At 54.4% G+C, this 16,393-nt stretch carries 18 protein-coding genes and 1 other annotated feature; of the genes, 5 read left to right on the top strand and 13 right to left on the bottom strand.

Annotated features, from left to right (window positions below):
- The first annotated feature begins 32 nt into the window (after positions 1-32).
- The 5 genes from ACT9TW_RS14810 to ACT9TW_RS14790 are packed head-to-tail and all read left to right on the top strand — an operon-like array spanning position 33 to position 5,677.
- Positions 33-2,018 carry a TonB-dependent hemoglobin/transferrin/lactoferrin family receptor gene (locus ACT9TW_RS14810; RefSeq protein WP_446492849.1) on the top strand — a complete coding sequence of 662 codons (1,986 nt, stop codon included), beginning with the start codon at positions 33-35 and terminating at the stop codon, positions 2,016-2,018.
- Between the two features lie 48 nt (positions 2,019-2,066).
- On the top strand, positions 2,067-3,095 hold the full coding sequence (chuS, locus tag ACT9TW_RS14805; RefSeq protein ID WP_446492848.1) for a hematinate-forming heme oxygenase ChuS: 1,029 nt from the start codon (positions 2,067-2,069) through the stop codon (positions 3,093-3,095).
- The gene (locus ACT9TW_RS14800) at positions 3,092-3,913 is read left to right on the top strand and encodes a heme/hemin ABC transporter substrate-binding protein (protein WP_446492847.1); all 822 of its coding nucleotides are present in this window, start codon (positions 3,092-3,094) and stop codon (positions 3,911-3,913) included. Before chuS ends, ACT9TW_RS14800 begins: the two co-directional genes overlap by 4 nt.
- Positions 3,913-4,905: a FecCD family ABC transporter permease gene (locus tag ACT9TW_RS14795; RefSeq protein ID WP_446492846.1), complete on the top strand. Its 993-nt coding sequence runs from the start codon at positions 3,913-3,915 to the stop codon at positions 4,903-4,905. The genes ACT9TW_RS14800 and ACT9TW_RS14795 overlap by 1 nt, the downstream gene beginning before the upstream one ends.
- Complete coding sequence (locus ACT9TW_RS14790; protein WP_446492845.1) at positions 4,898-5,677, top strand: heme ABC transporter ATP-binding protein; 780 nt, start codon at positions 4,898-4,900, stop codon at positions 5,675-5,677. Before ACT9TW_RS14795 ends, ACT9TW_RS14790 begins: the two co-directional genes overlap by 8 nt.
- Here ACT9TW_RS14790 and selO read toward each other — a convergent pair.
- The 13 genes from selO to infC all read right to left on the bottom strand — a co-directional run bounded on the left by selO (position 5,674) and on the right by infC (position 16,390).
- Entirely contained in the window at positions 5,674-7,116 is a 1,443-nt protein-coding gene (gene selO / locus ACT9TW_RS14785; protein WP_446492844.1) for a protein adenylyltransferase SelO, read from the bottom strand. The genes ACT9TW_RS14790 and selO overlap by 4 nt on opposite strands.
- Positions 7,117-7,180: 64 nt before the next feature.
- The gene (locus ACT9TW_RS14780) at positions 7,181-7,891 is read right to left on the bottom strand and encodes an EAL domain-containing protein (protein WP_446492843.1); all 711 of its coding nucleotides are present in this window, start codon (positions 7,889-7,891) and stop codon (positions 7,181-7,183) included.
- A 294-nt stretch (positions 7,892-8,185) separates the two neighbouring features.
- On the bottom strand, positions 8,186-8,650 hold the full coding sequence (locus ACT9TW_RS14775; RefSeq protein ID WP_014069907.1) for a C40 family peptidase: 465 nt from the start codon (positions 8,648-8,650) through the stop codon (positions 8,186-8,188).
- 73 nt (positions 8,651-8,723) lie between these two features.
- On the bottom strand, positions 8,724-9,479 hold the full coding sequence (gene btuD, locus ACT9TW_RS14770) for a vitamin B12 ABC transporter ATP-binding protein BtuD (RefSeq protein WP_446492842.1): 756 nt from the start codon (positions 9,477-9,479) through the stop codon (positions 8,724-8,726).
- Positions 9,479-10,030 (bottom strand): glutathione peroxidase, encoded by a 552-nt coding sequence (locus ACT9TW_RS14765; protein WP_446492841.1) that lies wholly within the window; start codon positions 10,028-10,030, stop codon positions 9,479-9,481. The genes btuD and ACT9TW_RS14765 overlap by 1 nt, the downstream gene beginning before the upstream one ends.
- Before the next feature lie 35 nt (positions 10,031-10,065).
- Positions 10,066-11,046 carry a vitamin B12 ABC transporter permease BtuC gene (btuC, locus tag ACT9TW_RS14760; protein ID WP_446493840.1) on the bottom strand — a complete coding sequence of 327 codons (981 nt, stop codon included), beginning with the start codon at positions 11,044-11,046 and terminating at the stop codon, positions 10,066-10,068.
- Positions 11,047-11,147: 101 nt separating this feature from the next.
- A complete protein-coding gene (ihfA, locus tag ACT9TW_RS14755; protein WP_003857805.1) occupies positions 11,148-11,447 on the bottom strand; it encodes an integration host factor subunit alpha in 300 nt (99 codons plus the stop codon).
- Positions 11,448-11,451: 4 nt separating this feature from the next.
- A complete protein-coding gene (gene pheT, locus ACT9TW_RS14750; protein ID WP_446492840.1) occupies positions 11,452-13,839 on the bottom strand; it encodes a phenylalanine--tRNA ligase subunit beta in 2,388 nt (795 codons plus the stop codon).
- Positions 13,840-13,854: 15 nt separating this feature from the next.
- A complete protein-coding gene (pheS, locus tag ACT9TW_RS14745) occupies positions 13,855-14,838 on the bottom strand; it encodes a phenylalanine--tRNA ligase subunit alpha (protein WP_014069902.1) in 984 nt (327 codons plus the stop codon).
- 62 nt (positions 14,839-14,900) lie between these two features.
- Positions 14,901-15,025: a sequence feature (Phe leader region), on the bottom strand.
- On the bottom strand, positions 14,976-15,020 hold the full coding sequence (pheM, locus tag ACT9TW_RS14740; protein ID WP_001386830.1) for a pheST operon leader peptide PheM: 45 nt from the start codon (positions 15,018-15,020) through the stop codon (positions 14,976-14,978). It overlaps the preceding feature by 45 nt.
- Before the next feature lie 117 nt (positions 15,026-15,142).
- Positions 15,143-15,499: a 50S ribosomal protein L20 gene (gene rplT, locus ACT9TW_RS14735; RefSeq protein WP_000124850.1), complete on the bottom strand. Its 357-nt coding sequence runs from the start codon at positions 15,497-15,499 to the stop codon at positions 15,143-15,145.
- A 53-nt stretch (positions 15,500-15,552) separates the two neighbouring features.
- The gene (gene rpmI / locus ACT9TW_RS14730) at positions 15,553-15,750 is read right to left on the bottom strand and encodes a 50S ribosomal protein L35 (RefSeq protein ID WP_003030583.1); all 198 of its coding nucleotides are present in this window, start codon (positions 15,748-15,750) and stop codon (positions 15,553-15,555) included.
- 97 nt (positions 15,751-15,847) lie between these two features.
- Positions 15,848-16,390 carry a translation initiation factor IF-3 gene (gene infC, locus ACT9TW_RS14725; RefSeq protein ID WP_014069901.1) on the bottom strand — a complete coding sequence of 181 codons (543 nt, stop codon included), beginning with the start codon at positions 16,388-16,390 and terminating at the stop codon, positions 15,848-15,850.
- Between the last annotated feature and the right edge of the window lie 3 nt (positions 16,391-16,393).

The raw sequence follows: 16,393 nt of genomic DNA, 5'->3' as shown, positions 1-16,393 counted from the left end.
CCAGCGCTTTCGATTCTTAATGGAGAGTTGCTATGCCACACCTGCATTCCGCGTCTTTGCGTCCATCACTTCTGGCGCTGGCCATTGTCAGCACCTTGCCGGGCGCCGCGTTTGCTGCCGCAGATGATATTACCGTTACCGCCACCGGTAATGCCCGCAGTGCCTTTGAAGCCCCGATGATGGTGAGCGTGATTGACGCTACCGCCCCGGAAAACCAGACCGCCAGCTCCGCCGCAGACCTGCTGCGCAAAGTCCCGGGCCTGACGCTCGACGGCACCGGACGTACCAACGGCCAGGATGTCAACCTGCGCGGTTACGATCGTCGCGGTGTGTTAGTGCTGGTTGATGGTGTACGCCAGGGCACCGACACCGGTCACCTCAACAGCACTTTCCTGGATCCGGCGTTGATTAAGCGCATTGAAGTGGTTCGCGGCCCGTCTGCCCTGCTGTACGGAAGTGGTGCGCTGGGTGGCGTGATTTCCTATGACACCGCCGATGCCAAAGACCTGCTGGAGCAGGGCAAAAACAGCGGTTATCGCGTATTCGGGACAGGGGCGACAGGCGATCACAGTATCGGGATGGGAGCGAGCGCCTATGGCCGCACCGATACCCTGGATGGCTTAGTCGCCTGGTCAAGCCGCGATCGCGGGGATATTCGCCAGAGCGACGGCACGACCGCACCAAACGATGAATCCATCAGCAATATGCTGGCGAAAGGCAGCTGGAAAATCGACACCGCCCAGACACTGAGCGGCTCGCTGCGCTACTACAACAATGCGGCGCAGGAGCCAAAAAATCCGCAAACTTCTGAAGCCAGCGATTCCAGCAATCCAATGACTGACCGTTCCACCATTCAGCGGGACGCCCAACTCGGCTACAACATTGCCCCGGAAGGCAACGACTGGCTCAATGCCGATGCAAAAGTCTACTGGTCGGAAGCGCGTATTAATGCCCAGAACGTCGATGGCTCGGGCGAATTCCGCAAGCAAACCACCAAAGGCGGCAAGGTTGAAAACCGCACTCGTCTGTTCTCTGATACTTTCGCATCGCACCTGCTCACCTACGGCGGCGAATACTATCGCCAGGAGCAGAACCCGGGTGGCGTAACCACCGGTTTCCCGGACGCAAAAATTGACTTCAGCTCTGGTTGGTTGCAGGACGAAATCACCCTGCGTGACCTGCCTGTGACGATCCTCGGCGGAACGCGTTATGACAACTATCGCGGCAGCAGTGATGGTTATGACGATGTGGATGCCGACCAGTGGTCATCCCGCGCGGGGTTAACCGTAAGCCCGACCGACTGGCTGATGCTGTTCGGCTCTTACGCCCAGGCATTCCGCGCCCCGACAATGGGTGAGATGTACAACGATGCGAAGCACTTCTCCATCGGCAGTTTCTACACTAACTACTGGGTGCCAAACCCGAACCTGCGCCCGGAAACCAACGAAACCCAGGAGTACGGTTTTGGTCTGCGCTTTGACAACCTGATGCTGGCCAGCGATGCGCTGGAGTTCAAAGCCAGCTACTTCGACACCAAAGCTAAAGATTACATCTCAACCACCGTCGATTTTGCTGCCGCGACGACCATGTCCTATAACGTGCCAAACGCCAAAATCTGGGGCTGGGACGTGATGGCGAAATACTCCGCTGACCTGTTCAGCCTGGATATGGCCTATAACCGTACACGCGGTAAAGACACCGACACCGGCGAGTACATCTCCAGCATTAACCCGGACACCGTAACCAGCAAGCTGGACATCCCGGTGGCGCAAAGCGGTTTCTCGGTGGGCTGGATCGGCACATTTGTTGATCGTTCAACGCATATAAGCAGCAGCTACAGCAAACAACCCGGCTACGCGGTCAACGATTTCTACGTGAGCTATAAAGGCCAGGAGCAGCTGAAAGGGGTAACCACCACGCTGGTGCTGGGTAACGCCTTTGATAAAGAGTACTGGTCACCGCAGGGCATCCCGCAGGATGGCCGTAACGGTAAGATTTTCGTGAGTTATCAGTGGTAATCCCCTCGCCCCGGTTCTCCGGGGCAACTATAAAGAAAGGAAGAGACAATGAATCACTACACACGCTGGCTTGAGCTAAAAGAAGAAAACCCGGGTAAGTACGCGCGTGACATCGCAGGCCTGATGAATATCAGTGAAGCCGAGCTGACCTTCGCACGCGTGGGACATGATACATGGCGGCTGCACGGAGAAATTCGTGAGATCTTAGGCGCACTGGAAACCGTGGGTGAAACCAAGTGCATCTGCCGCAACGAATATGCCGTTCACGAGCAGGTTGGCACCTTCACCAACCAGCACCTCAATGGCCACGCCGGGCTGGTGCTGAATCCGCGTGCGCTGGATTTACGTCTGTTCCTGAACCAGTGGGAGAGCGTGTTCCATATCAGCGAAACCACCGCCCGCGGTGAACGTCAGAGCATCCAGTTCTTCGACCATCAGGGCGATGCGCTGCTGAAGGTGTACACCACCGACAATACTGACGTTTCTGCCTGGGGCGATGTGCTCACGCGCTTTATCTTTGCCGATAACCCACCTCTGGCACTGAAAGCCGCAGAACTGCCTGTTCATGCTGAAAACGCGGACGGTGCTCTCGTGGATAAAGAGTGGCGCGCCATGACCGACGTCCATCAGTTCTTTACCCTGCTGAAACGCCATAATCTGTCCCGCCAGCAGGCCTTCCGCCTGGTGGGTGACGACCTGGCGTGTAAGGTCGATAACCGCGCGCTGGCGCAACTGCTGGATACTGCTCACCAGGACGGCAACGAAATTATGGTATTTGTCGGCAACCGCGGCTGCGTGCAGATTTTCACCGGCGTAGTGGAAAAACGGGTGCCGATGAAAGGCTGGCTGAACATCTTTAATCCGGCCTTTACCCTGCATCTGCTGGAAGAAACTATCGCCGAAACCTGGGTGACCCGCAAACCTACCGCTGACGGCCATGTGACCAGCCTGGAGCTGTTTGCCGCCGACGGCACGCAAATCGCACAGCTGTATGGTCAGCGTACCGAAGGTGAGCCAGAGCAAAGCCAGTGGCGCAGCCAGATTGATGCCCTGACACCAAAAGGGCTGGCCGCATGAAAAAATGGTTCGCCCTGCTCAGCACCTTACCGCTGGTCGCGTTTGCTGCCACGCCTGAGAAAGTGATCACGCTTGGCGGCGATGTCACGGAGATTGTCTATGCGCTGGGTGCTCAGTCATCCCTGGTCGCACGCGACAGTACCAGCCAGTGGCCGCAGGCGGCAAACGACCTCCCGGATGTGGGGTATTTGCGCCAGCTTAATGCCGAAGGGATTTTATCCATGCGCCCGACGCTGGTGCTGGCAAGTGCGCAGGCACAGCCTTCTCTTGCCTTAGAGCAGGTCGAACAAAGCCATGTGAAAGTCGTCACCGTACCCGGCATCAATGACCTGAGCGTGATTGATGAAAAAGTCCGGGTGATTGCGCAAGCCACTCATCAGCAGGCACAGGGCGAGATCCTGCGCGGCAAGCTGCGTCAGGCGTTAGCGGCACTGCCCACGACACCGCTTAACACGCGTGTGCTGTTTATCCTCAACCATGGCGGCATGACCGCAATGGCGGCAGGGCAACAGACCGGGGCCGATACCGCCATTCGCGCCGCTGGGTTGCAGAATGCCATGCAGGGCTTCACCCGCTATCAGCCACTCTCTCAGGAAGGGGTTATCGCAAGCCAGCCCGATCTGGTTGTGATTTCGCAAGACGGCGTGAAAGCGCTCGGTGGTGAAGAGAATCTGTGGAAGCTGCCAGGTCTGGCGCAAACACCGGCAGGGCGTAATAAGCAGGTGCTGGCTATTGATGATATGGCGCTGCTGGGCTTCAGCGTGCGCACGCCACAGGCCATTCAGCAGTTGCGCACTAAAGCAGAGCTACTGCCCTGATGACCCGGCGTATCACACTCGCACTGTGTATGCTGGCCATGGCACTACTGGTGATGACGCTTCTGGCAACCGGTTTTGGCGCGTTGCGTCTGCCGGTAAGCCTGCTGTGGAATAACAGCGATGATGCGCTTCGTCAGATCTGGCTTACCATCCGCCTGCCCCGCGTGCTGCTGGCACTGGTGATTGGTGGTTCGCTGGCGCTGTCGGGCTGTGTGATGCAGGGGCTTTTTCGCAATCCACTTGCTGACCCGGGTCTGCTTGGGATCAGCAGTGGTGCTGCGCTGGCCGTTGCGCTGTGGGTGGTCATCCCGCTATCGATGCCAGCCCTGGTGATGTTATACGCGCCCATGCTCGCGGCATTTCTCGGTGCGCTGGCGGCAACCGTGGTGATTTTCCTGCTCAGTCAGCAGCGGGAAAGCTCACTGTCGCGGCTGCTGCTGGTGGGCATTGCCATCAACGCGCTGTGCGGCGCGGCGGTGGGGGTACTTTCCTGGATCAGTAACGATGCCCAGCTTCGCCAGCTGTCGTTGTGGGGAATGGGCAGCCTTGGGCAGGCCCAGTGGTCAACGCTTCTGGCCGTGACCTCGCTGATGGTACCCACGGTATGGATTATCTGGCGTCTTGCGACTGCGCTCAATCTGCTGCAACTGGGTGAAGAAGAAGCGCATTATCTCGGGGTCGATGTGAAGGTCGTTCAGCGCGTTTTACTGCTGTGCAGCGCGTTGCTGGTGGCTGCGGCCGTTGCCATCAGTGGCGTTATCGGCTTTGTCGGGCTGGTGGTGCCGCATCTGATTCGAATGTGGCTCGGCGCCGATCACCGGGCGGTGATCCCCGGTTCCGCGCTGGCAGGGGCATTTTTACTGTTGATTGCCGATACGGTTGCGCGAACCCTGGTTGCTCCGGCGGAAATGCCGGTTGGGCTACTGACCAGCATTCTTGGCGCGCCCTGGTTCCTGTGGCTAATTTTCCGTCGGGGAGGCCAGCATGGCTGATTGTTTTAGCGCTGAAAATCTCACCTTCAGCGTGCCTCACCGCACCCTGATTAATGACGTATCCCTTTCGTTACCCCGGGGTGAGCTGGTGGCGCTGATTGGCCCTAACGGTGCAGGGAAATCGACGTTTTTGCGCCTGCTCACGGGTTATCTCAAACCTACAAGCGGGCAATGCTTACTGGCCGGAAAACCCCTTCACACATGGCACCCGGAAACATTATCGCGTCGCCGGGCAGTGATGCGACAGCAGACACAGCTTGGCTTTGACTGGCCTGTAGAAGCCGTAGTGGGAATGGGGCGCGCGCCCTGGACACGTCATCCTGAAGCAGCGCTTGTACGTGAGGTGATGCAGATAACGGGTTGTTTACCGCTCACCGGGCGGCAGTTCGCAGCGTTGTCCGGAGGAGAACAGCAGCGAGTGCAGCTTGCCCGCGCGCTGGCGCAGTTGTGGTGTGACGACGAGCCAGGCGGCTGGCTGTTTCTGGATGAGCCAACCTCGGCGCTGGATCTTTACCACCAGCAGCACCTGCTGCGTCTGTTGAAAACCTTAACCGGCCGGGGAAAATTACACGTTTGTGTTGTTCTGCACGACCTGAATCTCGCCGCGCTGTGGGCGGATCGGGTCGTGTTATTACATAACGGGCAGATAGTTTCCCACGGCACGCCAGAACTGGTCTTGCAGGCCGACACGCTGGCGCACTGGTATGGCGCGCAGGTTCACGTCGGCAAGCATCCGGCTCACCACGCACCGCAGGTTTTTCTCGCCCCTTAGCTTGAGCAACTGACTTCCAGCCGCTTGCCCCAGTCAGGTGGGCGGCTGACATAATCATCATCCCTGTCGGCAAAAGGTGTACGCAACGCCAGGTGCAACCGGTGCAGCTCCGCGTATTCGCCCTGCTCTGCCTGTTCAATCACCCGCTGCGCTAGCCAGTTGCGCAAGACCATCGCCGGGTTAGCCGCATTCATTTGCGCCTGACGGGTTGCATCATCCACATTATCGCGCTGCAAACGCTCACGATACTGCCGGTACCAGTCATCAAAAGCCGGGCGGTCGATGAACTCATCGCGCAGCACAGAAGCGCTGCTGTGCTGCTCCGTCTGGCCCAGCATCCGGAAGGTACGGGTGTAATCACTGCCCTCACGCGCCATCAGCGAGAAAAGCCCGTTCAGGATGTCGTTGTCGCCCTTCTCTTGTGTTACCAGCCCCAGTTTCCCGCGCATTAATACCCCATATTCGCGCAGCAGAACCTCCTGATAGGTATCGAGCGCATCGTTGAGGGCATCAACATCGATAAACGGTGATAAGGATTGCGCAAGGCGCTGCAAATTCCACAGCCCTACCGCCGGCTGGTTGTCGAAGCTGTATCGCCCCTGGTAATCGGAGTGGTTACAGATATAACCCGGCTGATAATCATCAAGGAAGCCGTACGGGCCATAGTCAAAGGTCAGCCCCAGGATGGACATGTTATCGGTATTCATCACGCCATGCGCAAACCCCACGCTTTGCCAGCGGGCGATCATCGACGCGGTGCGCGCCACCACATCACAGAACCAGAGGCGGTATTTATCCTCCTCGTCCTGCAATGCGGGCCAGTGGCAGCGAATGGCGTAATCAGCAAGCTGGCGGACCTTGTCCGGCTCACGACGATAATAGAAATGTTCGAAATGGCCAAAACGCAGGTGGCTTTGCGCAACGCGCATCAACATCGCCCCCTGCTCCATCGTTTCTCGCGCGACAGGCGTGTCGCTAGTCACGATTGATAATGCCCGTGTGGTGGGGATCCCCAACGCGTGCATCGCTTCCGACGCCAGACATTCGCGAATGGTTGAGCGCAGCACCGCGCGGCCATCCCCCATCCGGGAATACGGGGTAAGACCCGCACCTTTCAGATGCCAGTCGAATGATTGTCCGTCGGGAAGTTGTTGTTCACCCAGCAAAATGCCTCTGCCATCACCCAACTGACCCGCCCAGACGCCAAACTGGTGTCCACTGTAAACCTGGGCCAGGGGTTTCATGCCAGGGAGCAGCGTTTCGCCACCCCAGATGCCAGCACCTTCGGAAGGCTGGAATAACGCAGCCGGAACGCCCAACGTATCGGCAAGCAGGTCGTTATGCCAGATCAATCGGGCATTTTGTAATGGGGTTGGATTGAGCGCGGTGTAAAAGCCGGGCAACTCGTCATGCCAGTGTGCAGTAAAAGACAGGGTCATAAGTCCTCCTGCTTTTAGTGTAGAGGGTTTACCTGGACTTAAACACGGGCGAAAACAAGGGTTATCACTGAACAAGCTGGGTGACTTGTTCCGCCGTGACTGCAGGCCAGAGTGCGCCCTGCATTGCGCCGAACTCAAATGGCATCACGCGCTGCAATGTTCCGTGGTCGTCGATACCTGCCACAATCACCGACTTGCAGTGTGGTGTTATTTGCCAGAGGATTGCACGCATAAATGGCTCGAATGACAGCTCGGTTACGCGCTGTTGAATAAAGCTTCTGTCGATGATCACACGTTTAAACAAACCGTCATAAACAGGCTTCAGCGAAGCGGCCCCGGCACCAAAATTGGCCAGCGCTAGCGGATAACGGATCGCCATCCTTGCCATCTCCAGATCGTCCTTCCCGTTATTTAGACCCGGATAATTCTCATTAACGGTAAACTCCAGAAATGGGAAACGTTCGATTATTGAAACAGCGTTTTCATTTGTTAATAAAAACTCAACAATTGCAGGTGTAATATTAATCCATGCAATAAGTTGATGCTGAATAAAGAACAGTTTGCATGTCTCGAGCAGTTGCAGTTTTTCCTGAAACAGCGCGAGCTCTTCCGTAGGTGAAAGATGTGGGATAACAAGTTCAGTGGGGATTCGTACGTTTGTATCCACGCCAACAAAGTTAACCATAATTTCTAAAGCTTTAAGTTCCCCGGCACTATTACGTGCAGGGCAAAGTAAAAACTCAGACTGGTAAGCATTATCTAGCGTGATAATCATTGCGCTCGCCCCGCTTTAAAGATGATAGAGGACATCCTGGAGCAATTGCTGACACAATTCCACTGTATTGATTTTAATAAGATTAATTTCATTAGTTCCGTATTAATTTTCAGATTTATCCCTGAATCTAAAATAATCTTATCCTGGTTACTCATTAATAGCCAGTTTTAGATAAAACAGACACATACAGACATAATTAATTCGGCGCAAATTTAACTTTAATCAACATACATCTGAAACTCAGGCGCGTTTTTTAAGCCAGTGCACGCCAGGAAACTGACATGTTCAACGTTGCTAAATACGCCTGGCTTGCCAGAAGTTTTTGCGCCAGTAAACATTATCGAGAGATGAACGCATCACCCCGCGACTGGTTGAGGCATGAATGAACTGGTTATCCGTATCATAAATGCCAACATGAAGGCCGCTTTCACCCGAGCCTGTTTTGAAAAATACCAGGTCGCCAGGCAGTAAATCATCCTTATCAATTTCAGTGCCGATTTCAGCCTGTTTACGCGTTTCACGCGGTAGCTGCAAATCAAACTTATCGCGAAACGTCATGAGCACAAAACCCGAGCAATCCACACCGCCACGGCTCATCCCACCGTAACGATACGGCGTACCGCGCCAGTTGCTCAGCTGATCGTTAAGGCTGGCAATGACCGTAATGGAATCAGACAATCGCGCATTTGGTGGCGGTGCTCGATGGCTACTGCATCCCGCAAGAAATAACGCCGCTGCAAGGAGAAACCAGAATCGCATTTCAGACGAATCCTCTGCTTTTATTGTTCTTTTCGTAATTTAGCGTGCAATTGTGCAACCGCGCAAGAAACGGTTACTCCTGAGCCGTAGAAATCAGCATCTTATGCCCTTCGATATCCAGCCTGCGGAAATGCATGTTATAGGCGGTGGCCAGATGAGGAGGCGTCAGTACGCTATCCCGCGCGCCGCTGGCAATCATTTTCCCCCGAGCCAGCAGCCATACCCGGTGGGCATGGCGTAGCGTATGGTTCAGGTCGTGGCTGCTCATGATCACAGCGACACCCGCACGGGAGAGTGAGCTCAGGATGTTGTCGAGCGCAGCCTGTTGAGCGACATCCAGGCCGCTCATTGGCTCGTCCAGCAACAGCAAACATCCATGAGGATTGCCTGCTGGATGGATTTGAAGAATAACGGCCGCCAGACGCACACGTTGCCACTCGCCCCCAGAAAGCTGGCTGGCATTTCGCGACAGTTTGTCCTCTAAGCCCAATGCCGCCGCCACCTCTTCGAGAAGCGCTGTGTGGCTTTTATCATGCAGATGCAGCGTAAGATAGTGCCAGACCGGCATCGCAAACGGCGGGACTTGCTGTTGCACTAAATAACCCCGCCGGTGTGCCAGCGACACAGGTGACCATTGGGCAAGAGAGTGCCCCAACAGAGTTATCTCGCCTTGTCCGCTGGTCAGCCCCGCGATGCGCGCCAGCAACGTGCTCTTTCCTGCGCCATTCGGCCCCACAATATGCAGGATCTCTCCTGCATTGATTGCAGCGCTCATCGGCTCAAGGCGTCCTTTTTCAGCCACATCCGTAAGCTGCATCAGCAAGGTCATTAGTGAGCCAGCGCCTTTTTAATCGCATCAGTCACCACGGCATCTTCCGGCGTCATATCCGGTGAGAAACGCTGTACAACCTCTCCATCACGGCCTATCAGGAATTTTTCAAAGTTCCACAGGATATCGTCCGGGTAGAGCGGCGCACGTCCTTTACTGGCCATACGCTCGTAGAAACCACTGCCCTGCGGGGCAACAGCGGTCGGTGCAGCAGAAACCAGTTTTTCATACAGAGGATGACGGTGCTCGCCATTGACATCAATCTTGCTGAACAGCGGGAAGGTCACACCATAGGTGGTACTGCAAAACGTTTTGATCTCTTCTTCGCTGCCCGGCTCCTGGCCCAAAAACTGATTGCAAGGGAACCCAAGCACGGTAAAGCCTTCGTTCTCCCAGTTTTTTTGCAGCGCTTCAAGCTGCTCGTACTGCGGCGTCAGGCCACATTTAGAGGCCACATTAACCAGCAGCAAAACGTTGCCCTTGTAGCCCTCAAGCGTTGTCTTTTCGCCGTCAATGGTGGTCACTTCGGTATTCAGAATATCGTACTGCATAGCATCCCCTCAGTTTATCCCGTGGTTGGGTAGGTTTAACGTCCAGCTTTTAATAGTAGCCAGATAAATACTGGCGCGCCTAGCGTGGCGGTTACCACGCCAATTGGCAATTCAGCGGCAGTCAGTGCAAGCCTGGCGATAATGTCAGCCACCAGCAGCGTTGTCGCACCGGCTATGGCCGCGCTTGGGAGTAACGTGCGATGGTCCGTGACTCCACAAAGTCGTAGCATGTGCGGGATGACAAGGCCAATAAAACCAATCGCGCCGGCCAGCGCCACGCTCACCCCTACCATCCAGCCAATGGCAATGACCAGCACATTGCGCCATAAGTTCATCGACATGCCGAGCTGACGGGCAGAGGTTTCGCCGAGAGCAAGGATGTTCAGTGGTTGCGCCTGGCAGCACGCCCAGATTATCACCGGGATAAGCAATACCATCAGCCATCCCTGACGCCAGTCAACACCGCCAAACCCGCCCATGATCCAGTACATTAGCTGGCGTAAATCAAATGAGGTGGAAAAGTAGACCGCCCAGGTCATCAGCGCGCTGCAAATGATCCCCAACGCAACCCCTGCCAGCAGCAGACGGCTGGTCGATAGATGACGTCTTGCGAAGCGCAGGAGGATCACGGTAATGATTAGCGCCCCAACAATGGCGCTCAGGCTAACGCTCCAGGCAGAAAGCTCGCCGCCCCCCAGCATGACCGCCGCAATTAGCCCAACACCAGCCCCATTCGATACCCCCAGCAGGCCCGGCTCCGCCAGCGGGTTTTCAAACAGAGCCTGCATCATGGTGCCACAGAGCGCCAGCGCCGCACCAACGAGGATCACCGCCAGGGTACGCGGCAGACGGATTTGCCAGACAAATAGCTGCCCGTCTGCGCCAAACCAGCTTTCCGGCCCCAGCCACCGGTCGCCCGCACACAGGCTGACGGCTGCGGCAACAAAGAGCAGCAGCACAAGAACAAGCAAGCGGCGCAGGTCGGATTGGCGCTGGCAATGAGCGAAGTCAGGCATAGACATGATTTTATCAGGATGAGATGTAATTGATTTTACGGTGGGTTTACAGGAGAGCAAAGAAAAAAGGCCGCGAATGCGGCCTTTTTAGTTAGTTCATATTACTCTGCTTTGGGCGTTGCGTTTTCGACACGGCTTTTTAACTTCTGGCCGGGTCTGAAGGTCACCACGCGGCGAGCTGTAATGGGAATATCTTCCCCCGTCTTCGGGTTGCGGCCCGGACGTTGGTTTTTGTCTCGCAAATCAAAATTGCCAAAACCGGAGAGTTTTACCTGCTCGCCGTTTTCCAGAGCGCGACGGATCTCTTCGAAAAACAACTCTACCAACTCTTTGGCATCCCGTTTGCTAAGCCCAAGCTTATCAAACAGATATTCTGACATTTCAGCTTTTGTAAGCGCCATAGGTTCAATCCCTCAATGATGCCTGGAATCGCTCTTTTAATGCCTCTACACATTTGGCGACGGTAGCGGCAATCTCCTCTTCTTCGAGTGTACGGCTGGTATCCTGAAGGATAAGGCTGATAGCGAGGCTCTTGAAACCTTCTGCTACGCCCTTGCCGCGGTACACGTCAAATAAGTTTACGCCAACTACCTGATTTACGCCAACTTTCTTACATTCGACCAAAATATCTGCTGCGGGAACGTTTTCAGCGACCACAACCGCGATATCACGGCGGTTCGCCGGGAAGCGTGAAATATCCTGCGCCTGAGGAATGACGCGGTCTGCAACCGGGTTCCACTCCAACTCGAACACGATGGTACGACCATTCAGATCCAGTTTGCGCTCCAGCTCAGGGTGAACAACACCAATGAAACCAACGCGTTTGCCATCTAAATAAATGGCAGCACTCTGGCCTGGATGCAGGGCCGGGATGGATTCCGCACGGAATTCAATTTCAGATAATTTACCGGTTAGATCGAGAATCGCTTCCAGATCGCCCTTCATATCGTAGAAATCAACCGTCCCTTTTGCCAGGTCCCAGTGTTCTTCATAGCGGTTGCCGCTAATGGCACCAGCCAGCATGAGATCCTGACGGATGCCTAAATTTGCCTGATTATCTGGTACAAAGCGCAATCCACTTTCGAAAATGCGCACACGGTTTTGCTGACGATTCTGGTTATAAACGATAGTCCCGAGCAGACCCGTCCACAAGGACAGACGCATCGCTGACATTTCGCTTGAAATTGGGCTTGGCAGGATGAGCGCTTCCTGAGCCGGGTGGATCCACTGCTGTACCTTCGGATCAACGAAGCTATAGGTGATCACTTCCTGGTAACCTTTGTCGTTGAGCATGGTTTTCACACGCTTCAGGGACAGGTCGGCTTCACGGTGAGAGCCCATCACCAGACCTGCCTGTACCGGCGCGTCTGGGATGTTGTTATAGCCGTAAACACGCGCCACTTCTTCCACCAGGTCTTCTTCGATTTCCATATCGAAACGCCATGATGGCGCAACCGCTTTCCACTCGTCCTGACCTTCGGTGACGTCGCAGCCCAGACGCTTAAGAATGTCGCTAACCTGCGCATCTTCCACATGGTGGCCAATCAGACGATCCAGCTTACTGCGGCGCAGGGTGATGGTTGCGCGTTTCGGCAGAGTGGCTTCGTTTGTGACATCAATAACCGGGCCAGCATCTCCGCCACAGATATCGATCAGCAGGCGCGTTGCACGCTCCATTGCCTTGTATTGCAGTGCCGGATCAACACCACGCTCATAACGGTGAGAGGCGTCGGTATGCAGGCCATGGCGACGCGCACGGCCCGTGATAGACAGCGGGCTGAAGAAGGCGCATTCCAGCAGCACGTTCTGCGTTTCGTCATTCACACCGGAATGTTCGCCACCGAAGATGCCGCCCATCGCCAGCGCTTTACCATGATCCGCAATCACCAGGGTGTCAGCGTTCAGTTTTGCTTCGCTGCCGTCCAGCAGAACCAGGGTTTCGCCCTCTTTCGCCATACGCACAACGATACCGCCTTCGATACGATCTTTATCGAACGCGTGCATTGGCTGGCCCAGCTCCAGCAGAACGTAGTTAGTTACGTCTACAACCGCATCAATGGAGCGAATGCCGCAACGACGCAGCTTCTCTTTCATCCACAGTGGGGTTGGCGCTTTAACATTAATGCCTTTCACGACACGACCCAGATAACGCGGGCACGCATCGGCGGCTTCAACCTGAATCGGCAGAGTGTCGGTGATGGTGGCAGCAACCGGGGCAATTTCTGGCGCATTCAGTTCGGTCTGATTCAGCACAGCAACATCGCGCGCTACGCCGATAATACCCAGGCAATCTGCACGGTTCGGAGTTACGCTGATTTCGATGGTGTTGTCATCGAGTTTCAGGTATTCGCGAATATCAGTACCGATTGGCGCATCCAGCGGCAGCTCAATAATGCCGTTGTGATCGTCGGAAATACCCAGCTCAGAGAAAGAACAAAGCATCCCTTCTGACGGCTCACCGCGCAGTTTTGCGGCTTTGATTTTGAAATCACCAGGCAGTACCGCACCAACAGTTGCCACAGCAACTTTCAGCCCCTGACGGCAGTTTGGCGCGCCACAGACGATATCCAGCAGGCGCTCGCCACCCACGTTCACTTTTGTTACGCGCAGTTTGTCTGCATTAGGATGCTGACCACATTCGACCACTTCCCCCACAACCACACCGTTAAAGGCACCTGACACAGGCTCAACGCCGTCAACTTCCAGGCCTGCCATGGTGATTTGGTTGGAAAGCGCTTCGCTATCGAGAGAGGTGTTCACCCATTCGCGTAACCACAGTTCACTGAATTTCATTATTCTGTCCTGCCCTTATTTAAACTGTTTGAGGAAACGCAGATCGTTTTCGAAAAATGCGCGCAAATCGGTTACGCCATAGCGCAGCATGGTCAGACGCTCCATGCCCATACCGAAGGCAAAGCCAGAGTAGACTTCAGGATCAATGCCGACATTACGCAGAACATTTGGGTGCACCATACCGCAGCCCAGCACTTCCAGCCATTTGCCGTTTTTACCCATCACGTCAACTTCCGCAGAAGGTTCGGTGAACGGGAAGTAGGACGGACGAAAACGTACCTGCAAATCTTCTTCAAAGAAGTTATTCAGGAAGTCGTGCAGCGTCCCTTTCAGGTTGGTAAAGCTGATGTTTTTATCAACGATCAGGCCTTCCATCTGGTGGAACATTGGGGTGTGCGTCTGGTCGTAATCGTTACGATAAACACGGCCTGGCGCGATGATGCGAATTGGCGGCTCTTGATCTTTCATGGTACGGATCTGTACGCCAGAAGTCTGGGTACGTAACAGACGCGTAGCATCGAACCAGAAAGTGTCGTGGTCAGCACGTGCCGGATGATGGCCAGGAATGTTCAGGGCATCGAAGTTGTGATAGTCATCTTCGATTTCCGGGCCAGTCGCCACGGTAAAGCCGAGCTCACCGAAGAAACTTTCAATACGGTCAATAGTACGGGTAACCGGGTGCAGACCGCCGTTCTCAATACGACGTCCAGGCAGAGAAACATCGATGGTTTCTTCAGCCAGACGCGCGTTCAGTGCCGCATTTTCCAGCGCGGATTTACGCGCATTCAGCGCCTGCTGTACCTGCTCTTTAGCTTCGTTAATCACCGCACCCGCTGCCGGACGCTCTTCTGCTGGCAACTCACGCAGGGTAGTCATTTGAAGGGTCAGGTGCCCTTTCTTACCCAGATATTCGACGCGGACGTTGTCTAACGCGGCAACATCTGAGGCCTGGTTAATGGCGGCCGTTGCACTGGCAACCAGCTCTGCGAGATGTGACATGGTTTTCCTCATTATGTCGGTGCAGACACCGATTTGGTGGACTTAATCTCTCGAATTTAGACACAAAAAAAGCCTCCATCAGGAGGCTTATTCGGCGCTGTTTTTCGTTTCATCTTTCACGCGCTAGCCTCCTGATATCAGGTGCTAAAGTAAAAGAAGAAGCGGAAAATAGCAGCATTCATACTTGCGTTACCTTATAGGTTTAGAGCCGTTAAGACCTTATTGAAAAGCCTGGACGGGTAAAAGTCAATGTTCTGATAAGGTTAAAACAAAAGAGGGAGCAAAGCCCCCTCTCTCAACTGGCTTACGCCAGTGCTGCTTTCGCTTTTTCGACCAGAGCGGTGAACGCTACTTTGTCAAATACTGCGATGTCAGCCAGGATCTTACGGTCGATTTCAACAGAGGCTTTTTTCAGGCCGTTGATGAATTTGCTGTAAGAAATACCGTTCTGACGTGCTGCTGCGTTGATACGTGCAATCCACAGTTGACGGAACTGACGCTTACGTTGACGACGGTCACGGTAAGCATACTGACCAGCCTTGATAACAGCCTGGAAGGCAACGCGGTATACGCGTGAACGCGCACCGTAGTAGCCTTTAGCTTGTTTCAGAATTTTTTTGTGACGTGCACGAGCAATTACACCACGTTTTACGCGAGCCATGTGAGCTCTCCTGTATCTATATTCTTAGTAAAAAAAAATTAAACGTTAACGGCTTATGCGTACGGCAGGCACGCGATAACCAGACCCAGATCGCCTTTAGACACGAGGCCTTTTGGACGCAGGTGACGTTTACGTTTAGTAGATTTTTTGGTCAGAATATGACGCAGGTTTGCGTGCTTACGCTTAAATCCACCACCACCGGTTTTTTTGAAGCGCTTAGCAGCACCGCGTACGGTCTTAATTTTTGGCATCTTAATAACTTCCACTTCGCATTGTTAAATAAACGAAACATAGGCGAGCAAAACCTATGAGGCCCGAAGGCTCCACAGATTTTGCTGCTTGAAGGCCTTACTGTTTCTTCTTAGGAGCGAGCACCATGATCATCTGGCGGCCTTCGATCTTCGTAGGGAAGGATTCGACTACTGCCAGTTCACTCAGATCGTCACGGACGCGGTTAAGCACTTCCATACCAATCTGTTGGTGGGCCATCTCACGACCGCGGAAACGCAGTGTGATTTTGGCCTTATCGCCATCTTCCAGAAAGCGAATCAGGCTGCGGAGTTTTACCTGATAATCGCCATCGTCGGTACCAGGACGGAATTTAATTTCCTTAACCTGGATAACTTTTTGCTTTTTCTTCTGTTCCTTAGAAGACTTACTCTTTTCATAAAGGAACTTGCCGTAGTCCATAATACGACAAACTGGCGGTTCGGCGTTAGGGCTGATTTCAACTAAATCTACTCCAGCTTCTTCAGCTTTTTCGATCGCTTCTCTCAGACTCACAATCCCCAGTGGCTCACCTTCCAGATCTGTTAAGCGAACTTCCTGGGCGCGAATCTCGCCATTGATACGATTCGGACGTGCCGTTTGAACTCGTTTTCCGCCTTTAATACC

The sequence above is a fragment of the Enterobacter sp. C4G1 genome (assembly GCF_052886895.1).
Note: the sequence above shows the minus strand (reverse complement) of the source record. Positions and strands in the feature narration are given on the sequence as shown.

What these genes read in the sequence shown, in the direction of transcription:
- ACT9TW_RS14765 (WP_446492841.1), bottom strand. Translation starts at nt 10,030, where the DNA reads ATGCAGTACGATATTCTGAATACCGAAGTGACCACCATTGACGGCGAA.
- ihfA (WP_003857805.1), bottom strand. Translation starts at nt 11,447, where the DNA reads ATGGCGCTTACAAAAGCTGAAATGTCAGAATATCTGTTTGATAAGCTT.
- pheT (WP_446492840.1), bottom strand. Translation starts at nt 13,839, where the DNA reads ATGAAATTCAGTGAACTGTGGTTACGCGAATGGGTGAACACCTCTCTC.
- pheS (WP_014069902.1), bottom strand. Translation starts at nt 14,838, where the DNA reads ATGTCACATCTCGCAGAGCTGGTTGCCAGTGCAACGGCCGCCATTAAC.
- ACT9TW_RS14810 (WP_446492849.1), top strand. Translation starts at nt 33, where the DNA reads ATGCCACACCTGCATTCCGCGTCTTTGCGTCCATCACTTCTGGCGCTG.
- chuS (WP_446492848.1), top strand. Translation starts at nt 2,067, where the DNA reads ATGAATCACTACACACGCTGGCTTGAGCTAAAAGAAGAAAACCCGGGT.
- btuC (WP_446493840.1), bottom strand. Translation starts at nt 11,046, where the DNA reads ATGCCTGACTTCGCTCATTGCCAGCGCCAATCCGACCTGCGCCGCTTG.
- ACT9TW_RS14780 (WP_446492843.1), bottom strand. Translation starts at nt 7,891, where the DNA reads ATGATTATCACGCTAGATAATGCTTACCAGTCTGAGTTTTTACTTTGC.
- ACT9TW_RS14790 (WP_446492845.1), top strand. Translation starts at nt 4,898, where the DNA reads ATGGCTGATTGTTTTAGCGCTGAAAATCTCACCTTCAGCGTGCCTCAC.
- rpmI (WP_003030583.1), bottom strand. Translation starts at nt 15,750, where the DNA reads ATGCCAAAAATTAAGACCGTACGCGGTGCTGCTAAGCGCTTCAAAAAA.
- rplT (WP_000124850.1), bottom strand. Translation starts at nt 15,499, where the DNA reads ATGGCTCGCGTAAAACGTGGTGTAATTGCTCGTGCACGTCACAAAAAA.
- ACT9TW_RS14775 (WP_014069907.1), bottom strand. Translation starts at nt 8,650, where the DNA reads ATGCGATTCTGGTTTCTCCTTGCAGCGGCGTTATTTCTTGCGGGATGC.
- btuD (WP_446492842.1), bottom strand. Translation starts at nt 9,479, where the DNA reads ATGACCTTGCTGATGCAGCTTACGGATGTGGCTGAAAAAGGACGCCTT.
- ACT9TW_RS14795 (WP_446492846.1), top strand. Translation starts at nt 3,913, where the DNA reads ATGACCCGGCGTATCACACTCGCACTGTGTATGCTGGCCATGGCACTA.
- ACT9TW_RS14800 (WP_446492847.1), top strand. Translation starts at nt 3,092, where the DNA reads ATGAAAAAATGGTTCGCCCTGCTCAGCACCTTACCGCTGGTCGCGTTT.
- selO (WP_446492844.1), bottom strand. Translation starts at nt 7,116, where the DNA reads ATGACCCTGTCTTTTACTGCACACTGGCATGACGAGTTGCCCGGCTTT.